General features: G+C 57.3%; 20 protein-coding genes and 2 tRNA genes. 18 read left to right on the top strand and 4 right to left on the bottom strand.

All coding sequences use genetic code 11. The features are described from left to right. Nucleotides 1-156: 156 nt before the first annotated feature. From rsmG to ACESSC_RS07485, 4 genes are all read left to right on the top strand, one after another. A complete protein-coding gene (gene rsmG / locus ACESSC_RS07470) occupies nt 157-852 on the top strand; it encodes a 16S rRNA (guanine(527)-N(7))-methyltransferase RsmG (RefSeq protein ID WP_373162245.1) in 696 nt (231 codons plus the stop codon). A gap of 104 nt (nt 853-956) precedes the next feature. Next, nucleotides 957-1,757: a ParA family protein gene (locus ACESSC_RS07475; RefSeq protein WP_022093800.1), complete on the top strand. Its 801-nt coding sequence runs from the start codon at nt 957-959 to the stop codon at nt 1,755-1,757. Beyond that, nucleotides 1,750-2,655: a ParB/RepB/Spo0J family partition protein gene (locus ACESSC_RS07480; protein ID WP_373162246.1), complete on the top strand. Its 906-nt coding sequence runs from the start codon at nt 1,750-1,752 to the stop codon at nt 2,653-2,655. The genes ACESSC_RS07475 and ACESSC_RS07480 overlap by 8 nt, the downstream gene beginning before the upstream one ends. Beyond that, nucleotides 2,645-2,899: a hypothetical protein gene (locus ACESSC_RS07485; RefSeq protein ID WP_117820630.1), complete on the top strand. Its 255-nt coding sequence runs from the start codon at nt 2,645-2,647 to the stop codon at nt 2,897-2,899. The genes ACESSC_RS07480 and ACESSC_RS07485 overlap by 11 nt, the downstream gene beginning before the upstream one ends. A 197-nt stretch (nt 2,900-3,096) precedes the next feature. Here the strand turns inward: ACESSC_RS07485 and rlmN are convergent, their stop codons facing one another. Next, complete coding sequence (rlmN, locus tag ACESSC_RS07490; RefSeq protein WP_373162249.1) at nt 3,097-4,149, bottom strand: dual-specificity RNA methyltransferase RlmN; 1,053 nt, start codon at nt 4,147-4,149, stop codon at nt 3,097-3,099. Between the two features lie 85 nt (nt 4,150-4,234). Between rlmN and ACESSC_RS07495 the strand changes: the two genes are divergently transcribed. Continuing rightward, entirely contained in the window at nt 4,235-5,200 is a 966-nt protein-coding gene (locus ACESSC_RS07495; protein WP_117637917.1) for a D-alanine--D-alanine ligase family protein, read from the top strand. Beyond that, nucleotides 5,194-8,088, top strand: coding sequence for a helicase C-terminal domain-containing protein (locus tag ACESSC_RS07500; RefSeq protein WP_373162251.1), 2,895 nt, complete (start codon nt 5,194-5,196; stop codon nt 8,086-8,088). Before ACESSC_RS07495 ends, ACESSC_RS07500 begins: the two co-directional genes overlap by 7 nt. Here ACESSC_RS07500 and ACESSC_RS07505 read toward each other — a convergent pair. Beyond that, a complete protein-coding gene (locus ACESSC_RS07505; protein ID WP_373162253.1) occupies nt 8,085-9,002 on the bottom strand; it encodes a helix-turn-helix transcriptional regulator in 918 nt (305 codons plus the stop codon). The two genes, ACESSC_RS07500 and ACESSC_RS07505, sit on opposite strands and share 4 nt — an antisense overlap. After that, complete coding sequence (locus tag ACESSC_RS07510; protein ID WP_373162255.1) at nt 8,989-10,011, bottom strand: helix-turn-helix transcriptional regulator; 1,023 nt, start codon at nt 10,009-10,011, stop codon at nt 8,989-8,991. Before ACESSC_RS07510 ends, ACESSC_RS07505 begins: the two co-directional genes overlap by 14 nt. A gap of 198 nt (nt 10,012-10,209) precedes the next feature. Between ACESSC_RS07510 and ACESSC_RS07515 the strand changes: the two genes are divergently transcribed. Both ACESSC_RS07515 and ACESSC_RS07520 read left to right on the top strand, forming a co-directional pair. Further along, the gene (locus tag ACESSC_RS07515) at nt 10,210-13,407 is read left to right on the top strand and encodes a hypothetical protein (protein ID WP_373162256.1); all 3,198 of its coding nucleotides are present in this window, start codon (nt 10,210-10,212) and stop codon (nt 13,405-13,407) included. Between the two features lie 21 nt (nt 13,408-13,428). Beyond that, the gene (locus ACESSC_RS07520) at nt 13,429-13,647 is read left to right on the top strand and encodes a hypothetical protein (RefSeq protein WP_022094153.1); all 219 of its coding nucleotides are present in this window, start codon (nt 13,429-13,431) and stop codon (nt 13,645-13,647) included. Nucleotides 13,648-13,713: 66 nt separating this feature from the next. Here the strand turns inward: ACESSC_RS07520 and ACESSC_RS07525 are convergent, their stop codons facing one another. Beyond that, on the bottom strand, nt 13,714-17,145 hold the full coding sequence (locus tag ACESSC_RS07525) for a SpaA isopeptide-forming pilin-related protein (protein ID WP_373162258.1): 3,432 nt from the start codon (nt 17,143-17,145) through the stop codon (nt 13,714-13,716). A 297-nt stretch (nt 17,146-17,442) separates the two neighbouring features. On the opposite strand from ACESSC_RS07525, the gene ACESSC_RS07530 reads away from it, so the two are divergent. The 10 genes from ACESSC_RS07530 to ACESSC_RS07575 all read left to right on the top strand — a co-directional run bounded on the left by ACESSC_RS07530 (nt 17,443) and on the right by ACESSC_RS07575 (nt 26,391). Next, nucleotides 17,443-17,517, top strand: a tRNA-Gly gene (locus ACESSC_RS07530). 424 nt (nt 17,518-17,941) lie between these two features. Further along, on the top strand, nt 17,942-19,288 hold the full coding sequence (gene purB / locus ACESSC_RS07535; protein ID WP_373162259.1) for an adenylosuccinate lyase: 1,347 nt from the start codon (nt 17,942-17,944) through the stop codon (nt 19,286-19,288). 128 nt (nt 19,289-19,416) lie between these two features. Further along, nucleotides 19,417-19,680, top strand: coding sequence for a TIGR03905 family TSCPD domain-containing protein (locus ACESSC_RS07540; protein ID WP_055251303.1), 264 nt, complete (start codon nt 19,417-19,419; stop codon nt 19,678-19,680). Continuing rightward, nucleotides 19,680-20,891 (top strand): hypothetical protein, encoded by a 1,212-nt coding sequence (locus tag ACESSC_RS07545; protein WP_373162262.1) that lies wholly within the window; start codon nt 19,680-19,682, stop codon nt 20,889-20,891. Before ACESSC_RS07540 ends, ACESSC_RS07545 begins: the two co-directional genes overlap by 1 nt. 153 nt (nt 20,892-21,044) lie before the next feature. Further along, the gene (locus ACESSC_RS07550) at nt 21,045-21,767 is read left to right on the top strand and encodes a response regulator (RefSeq protein WP_006236208.1); all 723 of its coding nucleotides are present in this window, start codon (nt 21,045-21,047) and stop codon (nt 21,765-21,767) included. An 11-nt stretch (nt 21,768-21,778) separates the two neighbouring features. After that, nucleotides 21,779-23,344, top strand: a complete 1,566-nt coding sequence (locus tag ACESSC_RS07555; protein ID WP_373162265.1) for a sensor histidine kinase — start codon at nt 21,779-21,781, stop codon at nt 23,342-23,344. Nucleotides 23,345-23,462: 118 nt separating this feature from the next. Beyond that, nucleotides 23,463-24,341 carry a phosphoribosylaminoimidazolesuccinocarboxamide synthase gene (locus tag ACESSC_RS07560; protein WP_373162276.1) on the top strand — a complete coding sequence of 293 codons (879 nt, stop codon included), beginning with the start codon at nt 23,463-23,465 and terminating at the stop codon, nt 24,339-24,341. Beyond that, a complete protein-coding gene (locus ACESSC_RS07565) occupies nt 24,342-24,917 on the top strand; it encodes an ABC-2 transporter permease (protein ID WP_089572556.1) in 576 nt (191 codons plus the stop codon). 89 nt (nt 24,918-25,006) lie between these two features. Beyond that, nucleotides 25,007-26,287, top strand: a complete 1,281-nt coding sequence (locus tag ACESSC_RS07570) for an aminopeptidase (RefSeq protein WP_373162268.1) — start codon at nt 25,007-25,009, stop codon at nt 26,285-26,287. Between the two features lie 28 nt (nt 26,288-26,315). Continuing rightward, nucleotides 26,316-26,391 (top strand) — tRNA-Lys (locus ACESSC_RS07575). The last annotated feature ends 390 nt before the right edge of the window (nt 26,392-26,781 follow it).

Consider the following 26,781-nt stretch of genomic DNA (forward strand, 5'->3'; position numbering starts at 1 on the left):
TATGCTAAGGGGACGTGGTTTCCACGTCCCCTTTTTTTGTCAAAAGTTCTCGATACACTGATTTTTGTCAGAAAGGAGCTTTCGTTGTTAGTACTTACTGATCAGCAAGCTGACGAGATGTTGACTCGTCTAACTTCCTATTGCAAAGAGTATTCCTTGAGCGTATCTGATGTTGAGATGAGGAATTGTATTCAGCATTTGGATTTGGTTCTGGAAACAAATAAGACAACTAATCTCACCCGTATTCTTAACGTTGAAGATGCTGCGGTACTTCATATCCTCGACTCTCTTGTTTTGCTCCCTTATATCAATAAGGCTCCTGAGGGAGCTTTGCTCGATATGGGAACAGGTGCGGGCTTCCCCGGTATTCCTTTAACCATAACCACGCATCGTAAAGCTACTTATATTGACTCTGTTGGCAAGAAGGTTGATGCTGTCAATTCTTTTGTCCATGCTCTTGGATTGAAACATGCTCATGCCGTTCATGATCGTCTTGAAGAATATGCTCGAAGCCATAAGAAGCAGTTCTCTGTCGTAACCGCCCGCGCACTGGCCCCTCTACCGATTCTTGTTGAGTATGCGGCTCCGTTCCTCAAGGATGGAGGTCTATTTGTTATCACCAAGGGCAATCCTTCGGATGAGGAGCTTGCTTCCGGCATGTCAGCAGCTAAGATTTGCGGCTTCACTTTGCTTCTGAATGACGCAATCGATTTGCCTGAGGGCTTGGGCCACAGGGAGTTCATTGTTCTTAAGAAGAGTCATCCAGCATCCGTTTCATTGCCTCGTGCAAATGGCATGGCAAAGAAGAATCCGCTTGCCTTGATGTTTCACGTGAAACATAATGGATACTAACAACTTGCAGTGTTTCACGTGAAACATGGCGGTTGATATCGAATCGGAATGTTTCACGTGAAACATCCTCCGTTTGACAGCTTTAATACACACCAGGAGGGACCGTGGGATTTCGCGACGTTAAGCGTTCTAAGAGCGCAAAAGACACGCGTATCATTGCAATCATCAATCAAAAAGGCGGCGTCGGTAAGTCAACGACGGCTGTAAACCTTGCAGCAGCACTGGGTGAGCAGGGTCGTAAGACACTGATTGTCGATTTTGATCCGCAGGGAAACAGCACCAGTGGATTTGGAATTGAAAAAGAAGACCTTGATCACTGCATCTATGATGCATTGTTGAATGATGTGCCGGCAGAATCGCTTGTTCTTGATACAAATTGCAAAAAGGTATTCGTAATTCCAGCTACGATTCAGCTTGCAGGTGCCGAAATTGAGCTCGTAAGCGCAATTGCTCGTGAAACCCGCCTCAAAGATTTGCTTGAGCCGATTCAGGACGAGTTCGATTTTATTTTCATTGACTGTCCTCCTTCGCTCGGCCTGCTTACTATCAATGCCTTGACCGCAGCAGATAGCGTTTTGATTCCAATCCAGTGTGAGTATTACGCACTCGAGGGCGTTACGAAGCTGCTTGAGTCAATGAAGATGGTCAAATCGCGTCTGAACAAGGGCTTAGACACCTATGGCGTGCTTATGACCATGTATGACTCACGTACTTCTTTGTCGAATCAGGTTGTTGAAGAAGTTCAATCGTACTTTGGTGATAAGGCGTTTAAGACACTGATTCCCCGTACGGTTAAAATCTCTGAAGCTCCGTCTTTTGGAGAACCGGTAATTACCTATGCACCTCAAAACAAGGGTGCAAAAGCGTATATGAACCTTGCAAAAGAGGTGATCAAGCGTGCCTAGTGCAAAGAAACGTGGTGGATTGGGACGCGGACTCAATGCTTTGGTCTCAGAGGCTGAGTATGAGACCGGTGGTTCTGCTGCATCTGCTTCAAATGTCGCATCTGAAACAAAACTACCTATTGAGGATATCGTTCCCAACCCTAATCAACCGCGAATTCACTTTAATGAAACTGAACTTCGCGAGTTGAGCGAGTCAATCCAAGAACATGGCGTTTTGCAGCCGCTCTTGGTTCGCAAACATGGAAACGGCTATGAGATCATCGCTGGTGAGCGTCGTTACCAGGCGTCAAAGCTTGCTGGTCTTGAGGAACTGCCTGTCATCATTAAAGATGTTAATGATGAAGAGATGCTGGCTCTTGCTCTTATCGAAAATCTTCAGCGTTCTGATCTGAATCCCGTCGAAGAGGCTAAGGGCTATCGCCAGCTCATCGATGCTAGCGGTATGACCCAGGAGGCGTTGTCGAAGGCCGTAAGCAAGTCACGCTCTGCAATTACAAACTCGCTGCGCCTTCTCGATCTCCCCGAAGTAGTTCAGCAGATGATTTTTGAGGGTAAACTTACTGCTGGTCACGCACGTGCGATTCTTGCAGTTCCCTATGAGGATGCTCGAATTCGACTTGCAGAGAAGGTTGTTGCGGAGGGCCTTTCCGTAAGAGCGACAGAAAATCTTGCTCCATTGTTTTCTGCCGGAGAGACGCCTAAGACTCCGAGGCCTGCAACGCCTCAGTCTTTTAAAAAGGCTGCGCGTGTACTTCGTCAGGTATTTAATACCAACGTGCGCGTGAAGAGCTCGCGTGGAAAGAATAAGATTGAGATTGAGTTTAAAGACGAGGAAGAGCTCTCTCGTATTCTTGGTGAAATGATTCAGTTTGATCAAGGAGGCCAAGATGAGGAATAAGATTTTAACTGCGATTGCATTGGTGACGACTGTCGCGGCTGGTGCCTTTGCTGGCTATAAGATCGCGACAGACGATGAACTTCGAGGTCGTTTGCTTCGTGGTGCGTGGGATATTGTCGATACTTCCAAGAAGAAAATGGATGTTATGACAGAAGATGTTGCCATGCGCACTGCTCAGGTAACGAAAAATCCTAAGATTAATCAAGGTTGGGTTAGCAACCAATGGGAAAATGTAGGCTATTAGGTACCTAACAATTACCCTGCATATTTTGAGGGGCCCTTGTCTGATTCATGAGACAAGGGTCCCTTATTTTGTCCAAAAAAATGGGAAAGCTAGCAGCGGTCCAAAATTGAGGTCAATAAATGAAACGGCCACGGTTGCATATCCTGCAACAGGGGCCGTTCGATGTTTCACATGAAACGTTTTGGAGTGCGACTCCCCTATGCGTTCTTCTGAACTTTGAAGCGCTGTTTCAGCTGTCCGCAAGCGGCGTCAATATCGTTACCACGGGAGTTACGAATCGTGGTCTCGATGCCACGGGACTCAAGACGACGCTGAAGATCCTCAACCTTATGAATCGGCGACGGCTTGAGCGGGCTGCCCTCGATGTCGTTAAGTTGAATCAGGTTAACGTGGCACAGCGTTCCCTCGCAGAAGTCGCAGAGTGCCTGCATCTCGGGATTCGTATCGTTGACGCCTTCGATCATGGCATACTCATAGGTCGGGCGGCGGCCAGTCTTCTCGGTGTAGAGCTGAAGCGCTTCGAGAAGGCGAAGCAGCGTGTACTTCTTAACACCGGGCATGAGCTTATTGCGCGTCGGCTGGATGGCGGAATGCAGGGAAACGGCAAGAGTGAACCGCTCGGGGATATCGGCAAATTTGCGAATACCGGGAATAACGCCGCTGGTAGAGACGGTGAGGTGACGAGCGCCGATACCGATACCATCGGGGTCGTTGAGGATACGCAATGCCTTGAGAACCTCGTCGTAGTTGGCAAACGGCTCGCCCTGGCCCATGAAGACAACGCTTGTGGCACGCTCGCCAAAGTCGTTGGATACATGAAGCACCTGGTCGACGATCTCTTGAGCGGTCAGAGAGCGCTTGAGGCCGTTGAGACCGGTAGCGCAAAAGGCGCAGCCCATGCCGCAGCCTGCCTGGGTGGAAACGCAGACGGAAAGTTTGTTACGACGGGGCATGCCGACAGTCTCGACGGAAATGCCATCGTGGTACTCGAGCAGATACTTGCGCGAGCCATCTTTGGAAACCTGCTTGGTGAGTTCAGTCGGCGTATCAAAGGCAAAAGCCTCTTTAAGCTGCTCACGGAAAGCCTTGGGAAGGTTGGTCATATCGTCAAACGAACAAACGTTCTTCTCAAAGACCCATTCGATGAGCTGCTTCGCGCGGAAGGCGGGCTGGCCAAGTTCGGCCACGAGCTCGCGAATATCGTTTTGGCTCAAGTCGCGAATGTCCTGAGATTTAGTCCTGGGATTCATGGAAGCCTTTCGATTTTGGGGAAACGTAGAGGGTATCGCTACAATATGGTATCAGCTGCAGAAATTATAGAGGAGGAGTCTGCCCATGCCGGGTAAAAGCCTAGAGAACATGCACGTAGCGGTCTTGGCGGGCGGTCATTCCGCCGAGCGCGAGATCTCGCTCGATTCGGGAAAGAACGTTGTGGTGGCACTGAAGGAAGCCGGCTACACCTCGGTGGAGCTGCTTGACACGGCCGCCGATGACTTTATGGTAACCATGGCGACCGGCGGATTCGATGTGGCATTTATCGCCATGCACGGCGCCGGCGGTGAGGATGGCGCCATGCAGGGTGCCATGGAGACCCTGGGTATCCCCTACACGGCCTCGGGCGTACTTGCCAGCGCCTGCGGTGCCGACAAGGAGGTCTCTAAGCTCCTATACGCCAAGGCGGGCATTCCCATTGCCCCCGGCCTTGCGCTCGAGGTGGGCGATGAAGTCGATATCGATCATATCGTCGAGGTTTGTGGCGAGCGCTGCTTTGTGAAGCCGGCCGTCAACGGTTCCAGCTATGGCATTTCCCTGGTCCATGAGCCCTCCGAGCTGCCCGCGGCAATCGCCAAGGCGTTTGAGTACGGCGACAAAGTGCTGGTCGAGAAGTGCATCGAGGGTACCGAGATCACCGTCGGCGTATACGGCGAAGATGACGTACGCGCCCTGCCGATTGTCGAGATTCGTAAGCCCGAGGACTGCGAGTTCTACGATCTGGACGTGAAGTATGTCGACCCTACGGATATCCATCGCATTCCGGCGCAGATTTCACCCGAGAATTACGCTCGCGCTCAGGAACTTGCCTGTGCCGCTCACAAGGCCCTCGGTTGCCTGGGTATCTCGCGCAGCGACTTTATTGTGAGCGAGGACGGCCCCGTTATCCTCGAGACCAATACCATTCCCGGCATGACCGATACGTCGCTGTATCCGGATGAGATCCGCCACACCGACGACATGACGTTCCCGCAGGTCTGTGACAGCCTGATCCGTATGGGCCTTCGTCGAGCGGGCATTGCATGCTAATCGAGGACGCGGTTTCGTCAGGAACGCCGCAGTTTGTCATCGACTCCTATGCCACGCTTGCCGACCGCGCCAAAACGCAGTCCTTCGGCCTTATCGAGGAAGATGTGATTATCCTCGATACCGAGACCACGGGTCTTTCGGTGCAGGACAACGAGCTGATCGAGATCTCGGCGGCCCGTCTTTTGGGCCGCGAGGTCATCGACCGCTTCGATACCTTCGTGCATCCCAGGCAGCTGATTCCCGCCGAGATTACCGAGCTCACGAGCATTACAAATGCCGATGTGGCAGATGCCCCGTCGGCGGTTGAGGCCGTCGCCGCTCTCGCCGATTTTGTCGGTGGCTGCCCGGTGATCGCACACAACGCCACGTTCGACCGCTCGTTTATCGAGTCGGTCAAAGGCGGCGTCAACGTGAGCGATATTTGGATCGATTCGCTGGCGCTGTCGCGCATCGCGCTTCCGCGCCTGGCCTCGCACAAGCTGTCTTTTATGGCCGATCTGTTTGGCTGCGACTCGGTATCACACCGTGCCAATGCCGACGTCGACGCCCTGTGTGGCGTATGGCGCGTGTTGCTCGTGGCGCTCGCCGACTTGCCCCAGGGCCTCATGGCGCGCCTAGCCGACATGCATCCGGACGTGCCTTGGTCCTATCGTCCTATCTTCTCATTCTTGGCAGGGCAGAACCCTGGTTCCATCTTCTCTCTCAGCGCCGCTCGTGCTGACGTTCTCAAGGCCGATCGCGCCGACGATCGGGTGGACGCCGATGAACTGCCGGTTCTCAAGATGCCGAGTCGTGAGGAGATCGAGGCAGACTATGCGCCAGGTGGCCTGGTCAATCGCATGTATCCCACCTACGAGCCGCGTGATGAGCAGATCGCGATGGCGCTCGAGGTCCGCGATGCGCTGGTCACGGGCACTCATCGAGTAATTGAGGCAGGCACAGGCGTCGGCAAATCGATGGCCTATCTGGTGCCTTTTGCCGAGGCAGCACGCCGTAACAACATCACGGTTGGTATTGCGACCAAATCGAACAATCTTGCCGACCAGCTCATGTACCATGAGCTGCCAAAACTTGCGGAGCAACTGGACGGTGGTCTGTCATTTTGCGCTCTCAAGGGGTATGACCACTATCCGTGCCTGCGCAAGCTTGAGCGCATGAGCCGCGGCCAGGTCGAGATTACCACCAAGCGCGATCCGGCGGACACGCTCACGGCGGTCGCGGTCATTATGGCGTACGTCTGCCAATCAGCCGATGGCGACCTCGACTCGCTCGGCATTCGGTGGCGCAGCGTCAACCGTCCCGACTTTACGACGGCCTCGCGCGAGTGTGCTCGTCGCCTCTGCCCGTTTTTCCCTGATAAATGTTTGGTCCACGGCGCTCGCCGTCGTGCGGCGCATGCCGATGTGGTGGTCACCAACCATTCCCTGCTGTTCCGCAACGTCGCGGCCGAGGGCAGGATTTTGCCGCCGATTCGTCATTGGGTAATCGACGAGGCCCATTCCATCGAGCGCGAGGCGCGCCGTCAGTGGGCGCGTGTGGTGTCGGCGGACGAATCACGCGTTCTGTTTGAGCGTCTGGGTGGCTCGAGCACCGGCGCGCTAAGCCAGGTTTCCCGTGATTTGGCAACCTCCGAGGGCTCTACGCTCTATCTGGGCCTTACTGCCAAGGCGACGTCGACGGTTGCGCGCGCGAGCATGGCGATTGCCGGCGTGTTCGATGGCGTTCGCGAGCTCGGTCGCCGTGCCCGTGGGGGCTATGACAATGCCAATCTATGGATTGGCCCCGAGCTGCGCGAATCTGACGACTGGCATGATTTCTTACAGTCGGCCTACACTGGCATCGACGCATTGGAACAAACTGACAAGAGCGTCGACGCGCTGGTGCAAGCCGTCGCCGCCGACAAGCCAGAGGTTGTTGTCGACCTGGGTGATATCTCGCGCCGCCTGCACGAGCTGGCCGAGAACCTAAAACTCATCATTGATGGTACCGATGAACACTACGTGTATTCGCTGCAGGTCAATCGCAGGCTGCGTGCCGGCGGAGAGTCAATGACCGCCGAGCGCATCGACATCGGCGAGGCCTTGGCAACCGAGTGGCTGCCCGAGGTTCACACGGCTATCTTTGCCTCGGCGACCATGACGGTGTCCAAAAGCTTTGAACACTTTAACCATGCGGTCGGCCTCGATCGCATCGGTGCTTCAACATCCTCATCGCTGCACTTGGACTCGAGCTACGACTTCGATTCGAACATGGCTGTAGTCGTTGCGGGCGATATCCCCGATCCGCGCGATCGTGAGAGCTATCTTACGGCGCTCGAGCGCGTGCTGGTCGACGCCCATCTTGCCATGGGCGGATCGGTGCTCACGTTGTTCACCAATCGGCGCGACATGGAGGACCTATACGCCCGCGTTGAGCCCAAGATGGCCCGTGCGGGTCTGGAGCTCAACTGCCAGCAGCGCAACTCATCTCCTCGTCGCCTGCGCGACCGGTTTATCAACGAACCGACCTCGTCGCTTTTTGCGCTCAAGGCCTTCTGGGAGGGGTTTGATGCCAGCGGCGAGACGCTGCGCTGCGTCATCATTCCCAAGTTGCCGTTCTCGAGCCCCACGGACCCGCTCTCGTGCGAGCGCAACCTGCGCGAAGACCGCGCATGGGCGCGCTATTCGCTGCCCGAGGCGGTGCTCGAGGTTAAGCAGGCCGCGGGGCGTTTGATTCGCTCGTCGACCGATAGCGGTGTGCTGATCTTGGCGGATCCTCGCCTGGTGACGAAGGGCTATGGCAAGAAGTTCTTAACGTCGCTGCCCACGAGCTCCTACCAGCGCATCGAATCGGCGCAGATCGGGCACTATCTGCAGCTGTGGCGTGCACGCCACGAGCGGCGGCGCTAAAGCGGACAGACGAGGGTTTTTGCCATATCGCACAGACGCTTTGACAGGGCGGGGTCATCCAAGATGCGGATGGCTCCGCCCGCTGCGATTATCTGGCTCAGCAGCCAACGCTCGGAGCCGTAATGTACGGTTACCGTTGCCATGTCTGTCCCGCTGCGTTCGATTAGGGTGATGCCGGCCCAGTCCAGATGCTCCGCCATATCGAATGGCATCAAGAGCTTTGCGCTACGCTGCGTCCGGGCAAGGGAATCGTGGAGGGATGCAACGTCCGGTGCGTGAGGCACGACGGAGTCTTCCGTCAAGGCGAGTCCCTCGATTTTATCCATGCGATAGGTGCGCTGCTCATCGACCGCGATGTCCCAGGCAATCAGATATGTTTGGTCGCCGTTTGCTGTAATGCGCAAGGGGTCGACCAGACGCTCGCGTGGCCGCGCATCGTCCATCGAGCGATACGAGATACGACAGCGAACGCCGTCCTGAATGGCGCAGCTCAGCTGCTGCCAGTGCGACCCGTGGTTGACGGTGTCAAAGACGTGCTGGTTATAGCCGAGCTCTTCGGGTAGAAGAGCATGTCGAATTCGAGCCGCCGCCTGGGGCTCGATCCCCAACGATTCAAGTTCGTGGTTGAGCACAGCGCCCTCGGCGGCACTCAGGCGCAGCGGTAGTACACGCCCGGCGTCACCGGTGAGGACCACGCGCTCGCCGTGGCATTCGCAGATGATACGCGCACCCGATTCTCGGTCCGCGAGCGTCGAGACGATCTCGAGAATCTCGTCGAGCGACGCCCCCGTGATGTCAAAGCGACTGCAAATCTCGTTTCGAGTCATGCCGTTCTCGCCGGCGGCGTAGAGGGCCTCCATGATGTCGATGGCGCGCGAGAGCCTCTGCTCGCTGGTGAGTTTACGCACGGGCATGCTCGTGCACCGTCCTTTCGATGAGGTGGTTCCACGCCTGTTTGAGCGATTTGGGGGCCATGGGCCTCATGCCGTCCATGGCGTGGGCCATGCAAAATGAAGCAGCGGCTTCAAGGTCGCGCACGTCAACGGTCCAGATCCATCCCGCATCGGTGTGTGCGAGCTTACCTCGCCCGCGCGTGAGACCGTTGATCATATCGATCTGCGTCTGAGGGGCGAATGAGAACGTAGCTGCAACGGGCGGTCGGTCGGCAAAATCGAATTCAAAGAACAGATAGTCGTTGAGATTGAAGTCTGCAGGGATGGCGTAGGCCTTCGAAGGACGCCAAGCGCGAACGATGCGGTCGCAGCGGAATGTCCTGATGTCGTCGGTGACATTGTCGAGGCCGCAGAAGTACGCCACGCCCTCGCGCTCGAACATGCCGTAGACGCAGACGGTACGTTCTTTCTGCTCGCCGCGGCCGTTCTGATATAAAAATCGCAGCGCGCATCGCTCGGCAAAGGCGCTCCATACCGCATCGACGGTGGGAGAGCGGCGAATCGGTGCTTCGTCCGCCGTCGTCCTGCCGGTGAGGTAGGCAATCTTGGAGCGAATATCGGCAAGCGGCGCGGCAAAGGTGGAAGAGCCGGCCGCTAGCGTCTGGTCGATGGCGTTGAGTAGGATGTCGGCGTCGTCTGCGGTGATGAGGCCACCTGCTGCAAACGTGTGCTCGCGGTCGATTGTCCACGAGCTTTCCTCGGTCTCCTGCGCACCGGCGGGGCGAACCTCCTTGATTAAGATGCCACGCTCGAGCAGTTTGTCACGATCGCGCCGAAACTTGCGCTTATCCGAGTCGATATTGCCCGAGTCATATCCCAGGTCAGAATCCAAGACGATCTGCTCGGTCGTCAGCGGTTCGGGAGAGCTGTTGAGCACAAAGAAAAGATTGAGGATGCGCTGAGCCGTTTTATCGAAACTGGGCTCCGAATTCCCCTTTTTAATTGTCGCGGTCGAGTCGCTTGCCGTCATAGAGTCCTCGCATGAGAAGATGGTTTGCTGCCATGATTTTAGTCCGATATGGAGATTAGGCTATATCCTTGTCCGCTCGGGGCGTTAAGATGGCCCGAATTCGGTCGTTTGCGCTCGCTCGGGGTATACTTTCGACTATATACGGTTCTAATGTGCATGCATTGGGCCTATTTGTCGGATTATGGATGTGGAGCGCACATGGCGAACACCCAGAACTATATTAACCACCTGCTGCAGAACACCGGCATTACGCCGGCATGCAGCGAAGAAGAGCGCTTGGCTGCCGAGGATATCGCTCAGATCTTCCGCAACCACGGCTTTGATCCCGAGGTTCAGGAGTTCAATGCCCCGGCGCCCAGTAGGTTGGCATTTGCCGTTACCGGTATTCTTGCGTTTGCCGGCGCCCTACTGATGGGCATCGGCGGCGGTATCGGCTTGGTCGGCACCTTGCTGGCCATTGTCGGTGCCGTTCTTTACGTGCTCGAACGCACGGGCCACCCCGTGGTTTCGCGCCTGGGCAAGACGGGCGTGAGCCAAAATGTCATCGCCTACCACAAGGCCTCGGGCCCGCTCGCGTCTCCGCGCAACCGCCCGGTGGTCGTTGTCGCACACTACGACTCTCCCCGTGCTGAGCTGCTCACCCGCGAGCCCTATGCTTCTTATCGTGCGCTCATCGCCAAGCTGTTGCCCGTTGCCACGGTTGCCCCTGCTGCCGTTGCCATCTTGCGTATCCTGCCGCTCCCCGGCGCGCTCAAGGTTCTGCTGTGGATTGTCGCGATCCTCGCTTCCCTCGTTGCGCTCGCCAACGCGGCAAACATCATTTCTAACCGCTACATTCTTCCCTATACGTCCGGCGCGGTGTGCAACAAGTCTTCTGTCGCCGCTATGCTCGGCGTTATGGACAACGTTGCTCCCTTCCAGGGCGAAAACGAGTTTCCCGACGATGTTCCGTTCGATACCTATTTTGGGGAGCAGAAGCGTCGTGCCGAGGAGATGGCGCGCGCAGCAGCGGAGTGTGCCGCGGCCCAACAGCAAAACGACTACGGCAACACCATCGAGTATGAAGAGCCTACCTACGCCGAGGACGAGTTCGGTCAGCCGATTGCTCCCGACGCTCAGACCGAGCCCGAACAGGGCGAGGCTTTCGACGAGCAGATCGAGGGCTTTGAGGGTGCGTCTGCCGACGAGACGCTGATTGGCGCCATCGTGCCCGAGGATCAGAATCAGGCTGTCCAGGCCGAAGAGTTCAATGACGAGGTTCCCGCTGCCGAGCCGGCGGAGGAGCCTGTCGCGGCCGAGCCCGAGCCCAAGCTCTATCGCAATGCCGCCGGCAACATCCGCTTTGGTTCGGATGCCATCCGTGCGCTCGGAATGCTTCCCGAGTCCTGCACGCTCGATTACGAGGAAGGCGAGGAGCCGACGTTTGAGCCCGAGCCTGCCCCCGTCGTGACTGCACCTGCGCCCGTTGTCGCCGTGGATGATGAGTCTGCCGCGGTTACCGCTGCCGTTGCCGAGCCCGAGGCGGTGTCCGCGATCGATCCCGCGGCAGGACTGGACATTTTGGCTCCCGCCGCGCCGGCGCAAGACGTTACGGACGAGTCTGACGACGATTACGTTGAACAGCCGAGGCGCGTGTCTTACGAGAGCGATACTGATTTCTCGGCCGAGATTCCCGCGGCAACGCCCCATGCCGATATTGCATCCGCGTTCTCTTCGATTGGCGCCAGTGCTTCCAACTTCTTTAAGGGTGCGCTTGCAAAGGGCAAGAAATTTGTCGACGATTTCGAGGAGAAGCGCGCTGCCGCACGCGAGGCTGCCGAGCAGGAGGCTATCGCTCAGCAGCAGGCAGCCGAGGCGGCACGTGAGCGCGCGGCGCAGGAGTTCGAGCAGAACGAGGCTATGCAGTCCGTGCCCGTCGACGCTGCCGAAGCTACAACGTCCTTTGAGTCCCAGCAACCGGCGTCCACGGATGTTGTTGAGGCGACGACGTCTTTCGAGGCTCAGCAGCACGTCGATAGCGCCATGTCGTTTGATGCCGCGCAGTTCGATTCCACGATAACGTTTGAAAAGCAAGGCACCGCGATTGCCGAGCCCCTTCCTGTTTCCGATGAGCAGGGCGACGCGGCAGACGATGACGAGCCTATTGATGCTGCCGAAGTCCAAGATGCCGCCGAGATCGAGGCCGTCGAGGCCAACCCTGACGAAGAGCAATACGCGGCAGCCGAGCAAGATGATTCGACCAAGGTCGAGCAGGGGGAAGTACCTGCGGTTTCCGAGGCTCCCGAGACAGATGAGTCGAGGCCTTACTCCACGCAGATTTTCACCATGCCGACCCCGAGTGGTTCCGGTGCCACGGTTGTCGATGCTGCTCCCACCCAGGACGAAACGGTCGATTCCCTTATGGCCCAGATTTCCTCCCAGGCATCACCGCGTCCGCAGATGAATGTTCCCGATCCGGCGTCGGCTCCGTCGCCTGCACCTTCCTCGTCTCCGCTGGCTTCGGTCCCCGACTCGTCGCTGCCGTCGATGAAGCAGGCAAACGTTGCGTCTCGCACGTCGCTGTTCGACCTTCCCGACCCCTCCGCACAGGTCAACGACCCCTTTGCTACCGCTCAGGGTCCCGAACCAACATCGGCACCCGTTGCGCCTCCTAGGCCCGTTGCGTCGGGCGCTCAGCCGATCGAGACCATTTCGGCTCCCGCCCCGGCGGCACCCAAGGCTCGCAAGCGCGGCCTGGGCGGCCTGTTCGGTCGTAAAAAGAAAAACGAACAGGACAGCATGAGTGATTGGCTGGGCGTCGAAGACGATTACGATGCCAAGAAGTCCGGTCGCGGCATCGGTTCGTGGGATAATTTCGAGGACGATAACGATGGCTGGAAGGGCGGCGCTACGTCTTCCGACGGAGCTTCTTCCGAAGATATGCTCTCGGCTGTCGCCTCTATGGGCGACGATGAGCTGCTCGGTCACGATATCTGGTTTGTGGCAACGGGCGCCTCGGATTGTGATGGCGCCGGTATGAAGGCCTTCTTGGCTTCGCATCGCGATAAGCTCCGCGGCGTCTTCTTCATCAATCTTGAATCCGTCGGCGCCGGTAGGCTTTCGGTGGTGACGGTTGAGGGCGAACAGCAGCTGCTCAAGGGCGATCGCCGCATCATGAACCTGGTCAGCAAGGTGTGCAAGTCGTTCCATGTCGATTGTGGCGCGCTCGAGATGCCCTATGCCAAGACCGATGCCTACGCCGCGCTCGAGGCGAGCCGCCGAGCCCTCACCATCGCCGGCGTGGACGGCACGCGTCTGGCTTGCGCTCGTACCGAGGACGACCTGCCCCACAATGTCAACCCGACGAACATTGCCACGGTATCCGAGGTCGTGACCGAGGTTATCCGCCGTTCGTAGACGGAGCTCTAAGGAGTCAACGTGTTTTCGTATATTAAGCGCCATTGGCCTGTCTACGTGATTTTGACCTTGATTGCCATTGCGTTAGGGTTTGGAGCTGCCTACATCGTGGGCGCGAAGGGCTCGACCCCCGCCTCCGCAATCAGCGAAGAGGTGGAGCAAGAACAGAGCACGGGTGCCGATGGGATTCCTGAGTCCGAGCAAGCAATCGTTGATGGTGGATCTTCGTCTGCAGAGTAGATACGGCGATTTAAATGATTGAAAGCGGGCGAGCCGGGGGACTGGCTCGCCCGCTTTTTCATCGCGCTAGCGCTTCTTTGGGATTGACCTAAGGCGAGCGAACCATAGGGCTGCGGCACCCGAGGTCAGGAGCGCGGTGATGAAAGCGGCGATGGGAGCTGATCCTGTTGCCGGTAGGTTCTGCGGTAGGGTACAGCGTTGAATGACACGGTCCTCGTCATGTGACTCAAGTTTATCGCCGCCGCCGTTGCGGCAAAGATCGACGCGTGCGCTGTTGGTGAGTGCAGTTTGGGGTGTATAAGCCGACGTTGCCTGCATGTGCACGACTGCGCCCCGAGCATCTGTGCCAAGGATTGCTTTGGCATCGTCAAGGTCGTCGTGCTCATCTTTGAGATCATCGCGGGTCCAAGAATCCGTATCGCTTCGAGTCGTAAAGTCGGCGGCTACCGCACCGTATTCAATGCGAATGCCCGTCACGACGGTATTGGATGCAAGGTCGAGTTCTTTCGCCTTGAGTGTGGTGGATTCCGTGGTCGAGACATCCGTCTTCCAGAGGTGCCAGCCGTCGTAATCGACGAGGCGGCAATCCTCACCCAGACTCTCTTTTACTTCGTCGGACTCAAGCCAAGGATTTTCGTGCCCATCGTCAAGCGTCGCGTTTGCCGGCTCATCGACGTCTGTCGAGTCCAACGGCGTCGTGCGATACCACACGTTGCACAGACCGTTGAGGTCGCCGATGGCGACGGGGGTTTCGATTGAGACGAATCTCGCCGTGCCGTCTTTGGCGCACTCAAGATCATCGGTAATCGTAAACTCATCAACCCAAGTAGCGGAATCGTTTCGAGCATCGATGGTATAGGAGAAAAGCCCATCACTATTGGTTTGCGTCGCGGCGCGATTTTTACCATCGCCGTTGGCCAACAGGCCCTTTTCGATAGGTTGGACAAGCTCCTGACGCTTGTCGACCTGTCCTTTGATCTCGATGGGCGCATCCTTCATCGAGACGGATTGGACTTCTCCCGTGTCCTTTATTTCAAACGTTATCTCCTCGGCAAGGTCATAGGTCCGCGGAGATATCATTTCGCGCAACGAGTAGGTGCCGGGTGCAAGATGTTCGACGCGGTGCGGCTTGTCGGATGAGGTCCAGGAGTCTATTTCGGTTTTATCGGGACCATATAAGGTGAGCTGTGCGCCTTTCACTTCCTGCTCTCCGCTTGCATCGACCTTGGAGATATCAACCTTGGTGTAATCGTCGGATACGTTAAGCCGTGCTTCCACAACGGGTGTTTTCTGGTCGGCATAGGTAAGGTCGACGATATGGTGCGTCCGGTCGAGTAAGAAGCCGGTCGGCGCTTGAGTCTCGACAACCTCGTAGCGTGCGGTGCCAGATCCCAGCGGGAGGTCGTCCGCGCGTGCTTCTCCAGTTTCATCCGTCGTGACGGTAGCGACAGTCTCACCGTCGAGCGCGGCAATGCTACCGTCGGGACGCACGATATCACCCGAGGCACGGATCTCAAAGATGGCGCCCGCGAGGCTGCTGCCGTCTACGGCATCGGTTTTAACGATCCTGATGTTTCCGGTCGCGGCGTGGTCATAATACGAGACGATTGCAACGGGCGTTAGGTTTATATCGGCGGGTATGTTTACCTCGATCTCTCCGCCGACAAGATAGGGCTCTTTGGCCGAGGTTTCGCGTACATAATAGGTGCCCGGCACGAGCGATTCGGGCAGTGTGACGGTGCCGGTCGCGTCAGTCGTAAAGGTGTCCATTACGTTATGTGCTGGATACCAGCAAGTTTGTGAGACAGGTTTGTGATTGCTGTCGAGGAGTTGGAAGGTGAATCCGGCTAGGGGAACAGAAGCGCCTGTTTGGGCATCGCGTTTTACAATTTGGAGATGCGTCGACAGGGCGTGGTTGTCCACGATATATTGAAGCTCGGCGCCGTCGGAGATCTGATTGGCCCCGACGGTCCATTCCCCTGCACGTTTAAAACCCTCGGGGACGGTTTCCGGAACCTCGCGAACGGTGTAGCCGGCGCGGTCGTATGGGATGGCTCCGTGGACACCGGCGGGTCGCTTGCCTGTGCCGAACCATGCTCCGGGCTGATCTTTGGTGGAGGCAAAGCCATAGATGTTTGTAGTCAGTGTGCCAACAACCTGCTGAGAGCTGTTGCTGACAACCTCAAAGACAACATCTCCTGCCGGCTGCTCCAGGCCGGATTGATCGCTATTGCCGTAGTCCTTGAATTTGGAAATCTCAAGGTCAAACGCAATGGGGATATCGGAAACGCGAGATTCGATCTCGACCACGCCTGAATCGCCGAGTTGGTCGGCTCCAACGGTGTAAGACCAACTGTCACCGGAGGGCAAATAGCCCTCGGGCGCCTTCGATTCATAGATGGTAAAGGTTCCCAGGGGGACATCGGTGAGGGTAGCTCGACCGCTTTCATCGGTCCTGAGAGTTTGTGTCCATCCAGGGGTTGATTGCGATACGCACACGAATTCTGCTCCTGCGAGCGAAGATCCCACCTGGGGGCCGGCATTCGTCGCGGCATCGAGTTTTACGATACGCAGGTTGATGGTGCCGGGCTGTTCTTCAATGTCGACCTGTCCACCGTCATTCCCCGTGGTAAAGGCGATGCGATCACGACGAGGGACATAGCCGGCCGGCGCCTTCGTTTCAACTAGGTAGTATGCCGTATTGGGCAGAAGTGTTGCCTGTGCTCGACCGTTGCCGTCCATCTGGATGGTGCCGACACGTGCGTCGCTGGCGCTCTCAAAAACATCGAATGTTGCCCCGTCAAACTGATAGGTATTGTTTCCGCTGGTAATAACGGTGTTCGCAGACTGCTTTTGGAAGGAAACAGAGACCGCCGGCAGTACATAGAGCATGTCTTGACGTTTGCTGCCGCCCGATACGGTTCCTAAATAGCGCCGCGCGCGGTGCGGAGCGGCTTTGATGCTTCCTGATTTTGCGTTGTCGTGGAGCCACCGCGCAGCCGCCACGACTTCATTGTCGGCGGTAAAGTGCCCACTCTTGGTTTTGCCCTGAGCGGTCGTGTAGGAGTATCTGCCGTCGACATGGGTAGTGCCGTTGAGCATCCATACGGCGAGTTGGGTGGCGGCGCGGGCGCGATCGGGTGAAAGATGGTAACCGCCAAACGACGTGGCGGTAGGATATCCGTGACAAACGATTGCTGCGAACTCGTCGTCGAGCCACACCCAGCCTTGATCAAAGTTGAGCCATGGACCGCCCGGCTTGGTGGGCCCGGGGCGTTCCTGGTTCATGCAGTAGGCAATCGAGGCGTCTTGAGCTTCATACTTGCCGATGAAGAAGGGCCCACAATCATCGCTAATAGTGCGGAAGCCGAGCTGGTCGTAGCCATCGACGGCAAATGCGGCTCCCGGTGCCAGACAGCCGAAAAGCAGGAAGAGGAGCAGGAGCAGCGGACCTGTTGCGATTGCGCTGTGGACAGAGTGCGTGGGTGCGTTGGACATGGCTGCTCCTTATCCCTCGTGCGCCGCATGGGGAGGTTGCGACGCGTAGGATGAGGCTACCCCCGAGGTTCATGCGGGTAAGTACCGGAGCCTGACCAAAAGCTTGCCCAATTCCTGACAAATTGAGCTCAAATACAACAATCAGGCAAAAGCGCAGGTAGAAGATAAGGAGAACAGGAGGCCAAAGGTCCTCGTCTCCACAATTGATGCGATTTTCAAACGAATCTCCACAGCTAAAACAAGCATCGCCACCCTTGTATCGAACAAGACAACCGCGTTATACTAGCCAACACACAAGCGGGCATCGCCAAGTGGTAAGGCATCAGCTTCCCAAGCTGACACTCGCGGGTTCGAGTCCCGTTGCCCGCTCCAGAAAAAGTAAAAGCACGACACCGTTCCGGTGCCGTGCTTTTTTCAATAAAGCGCCGGGACTCGAACCCGCCAGGGTGCGAGCATAAAACAAACGCGAAGCGTTTGTAGCGAGCAGGCGAAGGCGCCGGCAGGCGCCTGAAGCCGGTGCGGATTTGCGAAGCAAATACGCGGACGTCCCGTTGCCCGCTCCATCGAGCGCGGGAGACCTTGGGACGGCCAATTCAACAAAGTCTTCCCCATCGTCTCCGTGAATCCGAGGAGATCGACCGCAGCCGGTGCGGATTTGCGAAGCAAATACGCGGACGTCCCGTTGCCCGCTCCAATTCCAAAATGTTAGGTTAATGCCTGCTGCCCATACTTGCACCTGCGCACGGTACAATGGTTGGGTTACGACCAACGTGCCAATAACCAAAAAGGAGCCGCTATGATCGATCGCTATACCCGCCCGGAGATGGGACACATCTTCTCCCTCGAGAACAAGTACGCCATTTGGCAGGAGATCGAGGTCCTGGCCTGTGAGGCCCAGGCGGAGCTCGGCAAGATCGGCATTTCTAAAGACGAAGCCCAGTGGATCCGCGACCATGCCAACTTTGAGAAGGCAAAGGTCGACGAGATCGAGGAGGTCACGCGCCACGACGTCATCGCCTTCCTGACCAACATGAAGGAGTACATCGACGCCGATGTTCCCGAGGGCGACCCCAAGCCCAGCCGCTGGGTTCACTATGGCATGACCAGCTCCGATCTGGGCGACACGGCTCTGTGCTACCAGCTCACCCAGGCCTGCGACCTGATCATCGAGGACGTCAAGAAGCTCGGCGAGATTTGCAAGCGTCGCGCCTTTGAGGAGCGCAACACGCTCTGTACCGGCCGCACTCATGGCATCCACGCCGAGCCGATGACCTTCGGCATGAAGTTCGGCTCTTGGGCCTGGGAACTCAAGCGCGATCTGGATCGCCTTGAGGACGCCCGCAAGAATGTTGCCTTCGGTGCCATCTCGGGTGCTGTCGGCACGTACAGCTCCATCGAGCCGTTTGTCGAGGAGTATGTCTGCGAGCACCTGGGCCTGGTTCACGACCCGCTGTCCACGCAAGTTATCAGCCGCGACCATCACGCCTATCTCGCCGGCGTTCTTGCCACCACCGCGGCCACCTGTGAGCGCATCGCTACCGAGGTTCGCAATCTGCAGAAGACTGATACCCTCGAGGCCGAGGAGCCGTTCCGCAAGGGTCAAAAGGGCAGCTCCGCCATGCCGCACAAGCGCAACCCGATCACCATGGAGAAGGTCTGCGGTCTGTCGCGCGTCGTGAAGTCCAACGCTCAGGTTGCCTTCGATAACGTCGCCCTGTGGCACGAGCGTGACATTTCGCACTCCTCTGCCGAGCGCGTCGCCCAGGCCGACAGCTTCATCGCGCTCGACCACATGTTCCAGTGCCTCATCCGCGTTATCGACGGCCTGCAGCTGTACCCTGCCCGCATGATGGCCAACCTCAACAAGACCCGTGGTCTCATCTTCTCCTCCAAGGTTCTGCTGGCCCTCGTCGATACGGGCATCACCCGCGAGGACGCGTACGCCATTGTGCAGGAGAACGCCATGGCAACCTGGCATGAGGTACAGGATTGTGTCTCCGGCCCCACCTTTAAGGAACGTCTCGAGGCCGACCCGCGCTGCACCGTCAGTCAGGAGAAGCTCGACGAGATCTTTGATCCGTGGGACTTCCTCACCCGTATCGACACGGTCTTTGATCGTCTGGAGCAGCTGAGCTTCGAGTAGGTTCGGGCATAACGTTAGCTTTTTAGGGCGCTTTGCTGGTAATGTGTGTTGCCGGCAAAGCGCCTCGTTGCATTTAGGGAAAGACGGGGATAATAGTCGTCTCGAATAACATTCTGAGAGGGGATCGCATGATTTCGTTTGATTACAAGCCTCAGGGCGTGTGTGCTCGCAATATTCACCTTGACCTTTCCGATGACGGCAGCAAGGTGCTGGGCGTTGAGTTTACCGGCGGCTGCGATGGCAACCTCAAGGCCATCTCTAAACTGGTCGAGGGCGCTCCTGCCGACCGTGTGATCGAGGTTCTTGCCGGCAATACCTGCGGCATGAAGAAGACCTCTTGCGCCGATCAGCTTACGCGCGCTATCGAGGCTGCTCGCGCCGAGATCGCCTAATGGGTATCGCCGACCACATCAAGAATGGAATATCGCGCCGCGGCTTTGTGCTCGGCGGTGCTGCCGCGGGCGCTGCCACGGTGCTTGCCGGTTGCTCGAAAAAAACGGGCACCAGTGATGATGCCGCTGGCGAGCCGCAGGTTATCAAGGACGATTCGAAGATTGTCTCGATCACTGATGAGTACGAGGCAGTTGACATCGATCTTGAGCCGGCGGCATCGTGGACGCTGCCGCTGGGCACGTTGCTGTACTACTGCGATGGTGACTATGCTGCGGCAATGATGGCGCCCGCATCGGCACTGCACGCCAACACACTCGGTGTGCTCAACCTGGGCGATGGCTCGCTTACCACATTAATTGAGAATCCTATCGAGGGCACGGGATATGCTTTTTACGATGTCCGTGCCGGCGACGGCGTGTTTGCGTGGGTTGAGATGAACTTTGCCAGTTCATCGTGGAAGCTCTACGCCCAAAATCTGTCGGGCGCTTCGCTCTCTGGCGACGTGGTTGAGCTCGATCGAGGTGGCAAGGACTACGATCCGCCACTGTTCACGGCGTTCGGGTCATCAGCCATCTGGTATAAAATGCCTTCGGCAGGCGGCAATAAAGCGAGTAGTGATTCGTTTTGCTATCGTCGCTCGCTTGATGAATCCAAGGCCGAGACAATTTGGAAATCGACGGGCCGCTTTGCGTCGGCCCCGCGCGTGAGCGACGGCATTTTGACCATCTCGCCGCGTGTCCGCAACGACGAGGGCGTCTACTACGGCATAACGGCAATCGATCTGACCGATGGCAACAACACCAAACGTGCCCAGCTAGTCCTTCCCTCGTCAGTCTCGCCTTTCGAGGCCGTATATATGGGCGATACCTTCGTGTTTTCTATCGAGGCGACCTATAGTGGCGTGGGCAGCCTGGGCAACATGGGCACGTATATCGGTAATGAGGGAGGGCCATACCTCTTCCTGTCCCGCGAGCCACTCGCATGTGCTGCCGGCAAGAAGAATAAATATCTCGTTAAGGTACAGGCATCGCATTTTCTCATCGACACCTCTGCCAAGACCTATGGCTCGCTACTGTCGCCCGACCGCGCTTTGGAATATGGCGATTATCCAGCTACGGCGGGAAAATCGGACTCATTCCTTACGTACGCCACGGTGCGCAACAGCCAGGGTATACCCGAGACGGTCACCGCACGCCTATTCTCTCTTTAAGCTTAGAGGGGTTAAAAAGGCGCCAACAGGGGAATAAACGCGTTGTAATTGTGAGTACCGCCCGCCGAGCTGCCGCGTCATAGTGGCATCCGGCGGGCTCAGGTGCGTTAAAATGGGCTTGTTCTTAGCTGATTGAGACAGGGGGGCCGTGTTATGGCTTCAGATGCAAAAAAGATTCTGCTGGTCGAGGATGAGAAGGCAATCCGTGACGCCGTCGCTGCCTATCTCGAGCGCGAAGGCTACTGGGTTGTGGGTGTCGGCGACGGTCAGTCCGCGATCGAGGAGTTCGAGAAGCATCAGTTTGACCTGGTCGTGCTCGACCTTATGCTCCCCAAGATCCCCGGCGAGCGCGTTTGCCGCACCATTCGCGATACCTCGGATGTCCCTATCATCATGCTGACTGCCAAGGGCGAGATCGAGGACCGTATTATCGGTCTTGAGCTCGGCGCCGACGACTATCTGATTAAGCCGTTCTCGCCGCGCGAGCTTGTCGCGCGCGTACGCGCCTTGTTCCGCCGTGCCCATCAGGCCGACGAGCCAGCCGTCGAGGTACTCGACTTCGGCGATCTGGTCATCGATATCTCGGGCCACAAGATTTTGGTCGAGGGCAAGGAAGTCGACCTGACGGCTTCCGAGTTTAAGCTGCTCACCACGCTTGCCCGTCACCCCGGTCGCGTCTACAACCGCATGGAGCTGGTCGAGAAGGTGCTCGGCTACGACTTTGAGGGCTATGAGCGCACCATCGATAGCCACGTGAAGAACCTTCGCGCCAAGCTGGGCGATGATCCCAAGAAGCCCAAGTGGCTCTACACCGTCCACGGTGTCGGCTATCGCTTCGAGGCTCCGGCCAAGACCGATAAGTCGGACGAGAAATAGGGAAATCACATATGACACCTGCGCGCTTTGAAATCGGACAAAAGCACAAGCAGGAGAGCGAGGCGGGTTCCAAGGCTAGTTGGAACACGCCTCGTTCCGATTCGCGGCCAACGATGAGCTATCCCTCGCGCATGGCACTTGCTTTTGCTCTGACATCGCTCATGACGGTATTGGTGCTGGTGGGCGTGGTCTCTGTTGTGTGGGGCACGGTCTTTTCGGATTACACGCGCTCCAATATCGTCGAAATCGCAAATTCCGCTGCCGAAAAGCTTGCGACTTCGTATGAGGAAAACGGCAACTGGACTGCGGGCGAGCTACGTACGGTCGCGACATCGAGTTTGGTGTCCGACGACCTGAGTATGCAGGTCGTCAACAAGAAGGGCGTTGTCGTCTATGACGACTCATGGCCTTCGGCAAGTGCGACCGCCGATGTGCGCGAGAGCGAATCAGCGTCGAGCAGCTCGAGCGGTAAAAAAGCATCGCATAGCCCGGTCTCGTCTGCTCCAACCGACTCCGATAGCGTTGCCAACGTCGAAATCATAACGTCTTCGGGCGAGCATGTCGGACAGGTAAAGCTATGGGCCATCGGCTCCGATGCCTTGCTCACCAAGGCGGATTCTGCATTTAGGGAGAAGACCTTTAACGCCATGGCCCTCGCCGCGGTTGTTGCAATCTGCATTTCGGTCGTTATCGGATCGCTCGTGTCGCGCATGCTCACCAAGCCGATTCATCGTATTACGAGCACGGCCAAGCAAATTCGCGATGGCGATCTGTCCGCTCGTACTGGTTTGCGCGGTGATGACGAGATTGATCAGCTGGGTGAGACCTTCGATGAGATGGCCACTTCGCTTGAGAAGGATATGAAACACGAGAAGCGCCTGACCTCAGACGTGGCTCACGAACTTCGCACTCCGCTTATGGCCATGCTCGCGACAGTCGAAGCCATGCAGGATGGGGTGTATCCCACCGACGACGAGCATCTGGAAACCGTTGCATCCGAGACACGTCGCCTGGCCCGTCTGGTGCAGCAGATGCTCGATCTATCGCGCATGGAAAACAGCACAGCGCCGCTCAACCTTGAGCCGGTGGACATGGTTCCCTTCGTGCGTTCCATCGTCAACGCTCAGGAGCGCCTGTTTGTTGACCGCGATCTGCGCTTGCGCTTTGCAGATGAAACCCAGAGTCACGACGATGTCGTCGAGGCCGATCCCGACATGATCACGCAGTGCGTCATCAACCTCATGAGCAACGCCATGCGCTACACCCCCGAGGGCGGTTGGGTCGTGGTGTCGGTGCTCAGTGACCGCAAGCATGTCAGTATTGCCGTTTCGGATACCGGCATCGGTATTGCCAAGGACGATCTGTCGCGCATCTTCGGTCGTTTTTGGCGCGCCGATGCCAGCCGTGCCCGTGAGGCGGGCGGTCTGGGCGTGGGCCTCGCCGTGACCAAGCAGATTGTCGAGCGCCATCATGGCTACATTTCCGTGGAGTCGGAGCTTGGAAAGGGTACGACTTTTACGATTCATCTGCCTCGCGAGCACACGGCGGACGCGGCATCTACTACAATGGAGCACTAGCTTTTCGCTATTCGGTGAAGGAGGGGTTTCGTCCCTGCCGCTCCGAGTTTGCGAAAACGTGCGGGAAAGAACCCGCATTACTGTCGTATTTTGGTAAGGAGTGACTCACGTGACAACGATGGAGCGTCGTCCGGATTCCCGTGGCAAGGTTCGTGATATCTACGATGCCGGTGAAAACCTGCTGATGGTCGCCACCGACCGCATTTCTGCGTTCGACTTCATTCTTCCCGACGAGATTCCGTTTAAGGGAGAGGTGCTCAACCGCATCTCGGCATTCTGGTTCGATAAGTTTGCCGACATCGTTCCCAACCACCTCGTTTCCATCGACCCGGCGGATTTCCCCGAGGAGTTTGCCGAGTATCGTGACTACCTCGCAGGCCGCGCCATGCTGGTCAAGAAGGCCCAGACGATTCCTATCGAGTGCATCGTCCGCGGCTATCTGACCGGTTCGGGCAAGAAGACCTATGACGAGAACGGCACCGTCTGCGGCATTCAGCTGCCCGAGGGTCTGACCGAGGCCTCCAAGCTTCCCGAGCCGCTGTTCACGCCGTCCACGAAGGCCGAGATCGGTGACCATGACGAGAACATCTCGTTCGAGCGTTGCTGCGAGATCGTTGGCGAGGGCATCGCCACGCAGATTCGCGACCTGTCTCTCAAGATCTACAAGGCCGCTGCCGAGTACGCCGCGACCCGTGGCATCATCATCGCCGACACCAAGTTCGAGTTTGGTGTCATCGATGGCAAGGTTACGCTGATCGACGAGTGCCTCACGCCCGACTCCAGCCGTTTCTGGCCTGCCGCCAGCTACGAGGAGGGCAAGATCCAGCCTAGCTACGACAAACAATTCGTCCGCAATTGGCTCAAGGCCAACTGGGATATGACGGGGGAGACCCCGCACCTGCCCGCCGAGGTCATCGATGGCACGTCCGAGCGCTATCGCGAGGCCTTCCAGATCATCACGGGCTCCCAGTTCACAAGCATGAAGGAGAACGCGTAAGTGAGTACCCGCAGCGCCACGAACAAGCGCACGCAATCCCGCGAGGTTACCGGGGTTGCGCGCAAGTCCGCCGCATCCGCTAAGCCCGCCCGTCAGGCAGCGAGCTCTGTTCACGTCGTGCCGGCATCATCCAAGGCACGCCGCAAAGAGCTCGAGAAGGGCGAAAACCTGGAAGGCCTTTCCAAGGAGGAAAAACGCGCCCGCAAGGCCAAGCAGCGCGCCCGCGAGGATCGCATCTACACGGTGTCGAATATCCTTCTCAAGCAGGATGAGGACTACACCAAGCGCCGCCGTATTTGGTGGGCCGTGCTCGCTATCGGCATGGTGCTCGTCGTGGCCATTTGGGCTTCGCTGTACTTCGCTCCCGCTGGCATGGTGTCCAGCCCTGTCCAGATGGTCGGCATCGTTTTGTCCTACGTCGTCATTTTGGGTGACTTTATCTACGACTTCGTTCGTATTCGTCCCCTGCGCAACATGTACCGCACGCAGGCCGAGGGCATGTCCGAGAACAAGCTCAACGCCCTTATCGAGCGCTCGGCTGCCGAGGAGGACAAGAAGGACTCCAAGAAGAAGTAGCGTTTGCATGCATACTTATCGCTAAGATATAAGGCGCGTCGTTTTTGCGGCGCGCCTTTTTACTGTTCTATAGATAGATGGAGTGGCACATGATTCGAGCTGCCCTGACGGTCGAAGAGGCTCTGGAGGGCATGAAGGCCCTAGAGCCCAAGATTAAAAACTATGCGCGCCTGGTTGTCCGCAAGGGCGTAAACGTCAAGCCCGGTCAGGAGGTTGTCGTTCAGTCTCCGGTCGAGTGCGCGCCGTTTGCGCGCGTGGTGGTCGCGGAGGCTTATGCCGCCGGTGCCGGTCACGTGACGGTTATTTGGGCCGATGACGCCGTGACGAGGCTCACGTACGAGCATGTCGATAAAACCTATTTTGAGCAGACGCCCGAGTGGAAGCGCCTGCAACTTGATTCCTTGGCCCAGGACGGTGCCTGCTTTATCTTTATCGAGGGTGCGGATCCTGCGGCTCTCAAGGGTATCGATCCCGCCAAGCCCGCTGCAGCTTCTAAGGCAAGGAACACGCAGTGCAAGGTCTTCCGCCGTGGACTGGACTACAACATCAACCCGTGGTGTATCGCCGGCGCTCCGGTCGTTGCCTGGGCGCGCGAGGTGTTCCCGGGAGACGCCGATGAGGTTGCAATCTATAAGCTGTGGAATGCGATTCTGCACACCGCTCGCGCCGATGGCCAGGACCCGGAGAGCGACTGGGAACTCCATGACGCCGCATTCGAAAAGAACCTGCGTTTCCTGAACGACAATCGTTTCGACTACCTGCATTACACCTCGGCAAATGGAACCGATTTGACGATTGGCATGACGAAGGGTCACGAGTGGGCCGGCGGCAAGGGCAGGACGCCCGATGGACACCCCTTCTTCCCCAACATCCCCACCGAGGAGGTCTTCACCTCGCCTGATCGTATGCGTGCCGACGGTATCGTGTATTCGGCTATGCCGCTCATTCACCACGGTAACAAGGTTGACGATTTTTGGATTAAGTTCGAGGCCGGTCGCGTAGTGGACTACGATGCCCGCGTGGGCAAGGCGACGCTTGCGAGCATTATTGACACCGATGAAGGTGCCGCTCATCTGGGTGAGGTCGCGCTCATTTCCAAGAACACGCCAATTCGCGAAAGTGGCGTTCTGTTCTATGACACGCTCTATGATGAGAACGCTAGCTGCCATCTCGCGCTGGGTGTCGGTTTCCCCGAATGCATCGAGGGTGGGTATGACATGTCCAAGGAAGAGCTCCTGGAGCATGGCGTTAACGTCTCGAGCACGCACGTCGATTTTATGATTGGCACGGACGACATCGATATTACGGGCATTACGCCTGATGGACGTGAAGTTGTGATTTTCCAGAACGGCCAATGGAGTTGGGAATAGTCCCAGACCGTGGTACAATGCCACCCGCGGGCCGTTAGCTCAGCTGGCAGAGCAGGGGACTTTTAATCCCAAGGTCCAGGGTTCGAACCCCTGACGGCCCACCATAGAATAGAAAAGCGACTGGCGGATGCCGGCCGCTTTTTTGTTGCCGCGACACGGGTTCGAACCCGAACTTCTCTATATATAAGAACGCTTGGCGAACAAAACCTGCCTTTTACCGACGGGAAACAAATAGCTGATGCTTTTGGAGTAAAGTGGCGCTCCAGAGATGACCGATGCCTTAACACCTATAAACCAGCTGGTCATCGCCAATATCAGAAGCCAATGCTTCAGTTTTAACCTCAGTGATGCGACTGAGGGACCTATTCATTTGTGAACAAAATATGGAGTGCGCGATTCCCGCCCACGGCGCCCCTCCGGTCTGGCAATATATCTCCTTGCCGCGCGGCCCGGTCGGACCGGACCAGCCGCCAGGCGTGCACCTTGAGAACCGG

This window comes from Collinsella aerofaciens (assembly GCF_964243765.1).
Lineage (GTDB): Bacteria > Actinomycetota > Coriobacteriia > Coriobacteriales > Coriobacteriaceae > Collinsella > Collinsella aerofaciens_BU.

Excerpts from the sequence above, each read along its gene's own strand:
- ACESSC_RS07485 (WP_117820630.1), top strand. The coding sequence starts at position 2,645 with ATGAGGAATAAGATTTTAACTGCGATTGCATTGGTGACGACTGTCGCG.
- rlmN (WP_373162249.1), bottom strand. The coding sequence starts at position 4,149 with ATGAATCCCAGGACTAAATCTCAGGACATTCGCGACTTGAGCCAAAAC.
- ACESSC_RS07495 (WP_117637917.1), top strand. The coding sequence starts at position 4,235 with ATGCCGGGTAAAAGCCTAGAGAACATGCACGTAGCGGTCTTGGCGGGC.
- ACESSC_RS07500 (WP_373162251.1), top strand. The coding sequence starts at position 5,194 with ATGCTAATCGAGGACGCGGTTTCGTCAGGAACGCCGCAGTTTGTCATC.
- ACESSC_RS07505 (WP_373162253.1), bottom strand. The coding sequence starts at position 9,002 with ATGCCCGTGCGTAAACTCACCAGCGAGCAGAGGCTCTCGCGCGCCATC.
- ACESSC_RS07510 (WP_373162255.1), bottom strand. The coding sequence starts at position 10,011 with ATGACGGCAAGCGACTCGACCGCGACAATTAAAAAGGGGAATTCGGAG.
- ACESSC_RS07515 (WP_373162256.1), top strand. The coding sequence starts at position 10,210 with ATGGCGAACACCCAGAACTATATTAACCACCTGCTGCAGAACACCGGC.
- ACESSC_RS07525 (WP_373162258.1), bottom strand. The coding sequence starts at position 17,145 with ATGTCCAACGCACCCACGCACTCTGTCCACAGCGCAATCGCAACAGGT.
- purB (WP_373162259.1), top strand. The coding sequence starts at position 17,942 with ATGATCGATCGCTATACCCGCCCGGAGATGGGACACATCTTCTCCCTC.
- ACESSC_RS07540 (WP_055251303.1), top strand. The coding sequence starts at position 19,417 with ATGATTTCGTTTGATTACAAGCCTCAGGGCGTGTGTGCTCGCAATATT.
- ACESSC_RS07545 (WP_373162262.1), top strand. The coding sequence starts at position 19,680 with ATGGGTATCGCCGACCACATCAAGAATGGAATATCGCGCCGCGGCTTT.
- ACESSC_RS07550 (WP_006236208.1), top strand. The coding sequence starts at position 21,045 with ATGGCTTCAGATGCAAAAAAGATTCTGCTGGTCGAGGATGAGAAGGCA.
- ACESSC_RS07555 (WP_373162265.1), top strand. The coding sequence starts at position 21,779 with ATGACACCTGCGCGCTTTGAAATCGGACAAAAGCACAAGCAGGAGAGC.
- ACESSC_RS07560 (WP_373162276.1), top strand. The coding sequence starts at position 23,463 with ATGGAGCGTCGTCCGGATTCCCGTGGCAAGGTTCGTGATATCTACGAT.
- ACESSC_RS07570 (WP_373162268.1), top strand. The coding sequence starts at position 25,007 with ATGATTCGAGCTGCCCTGACGGTCGAAGAGGCTCTGGAGGGCATGAAG.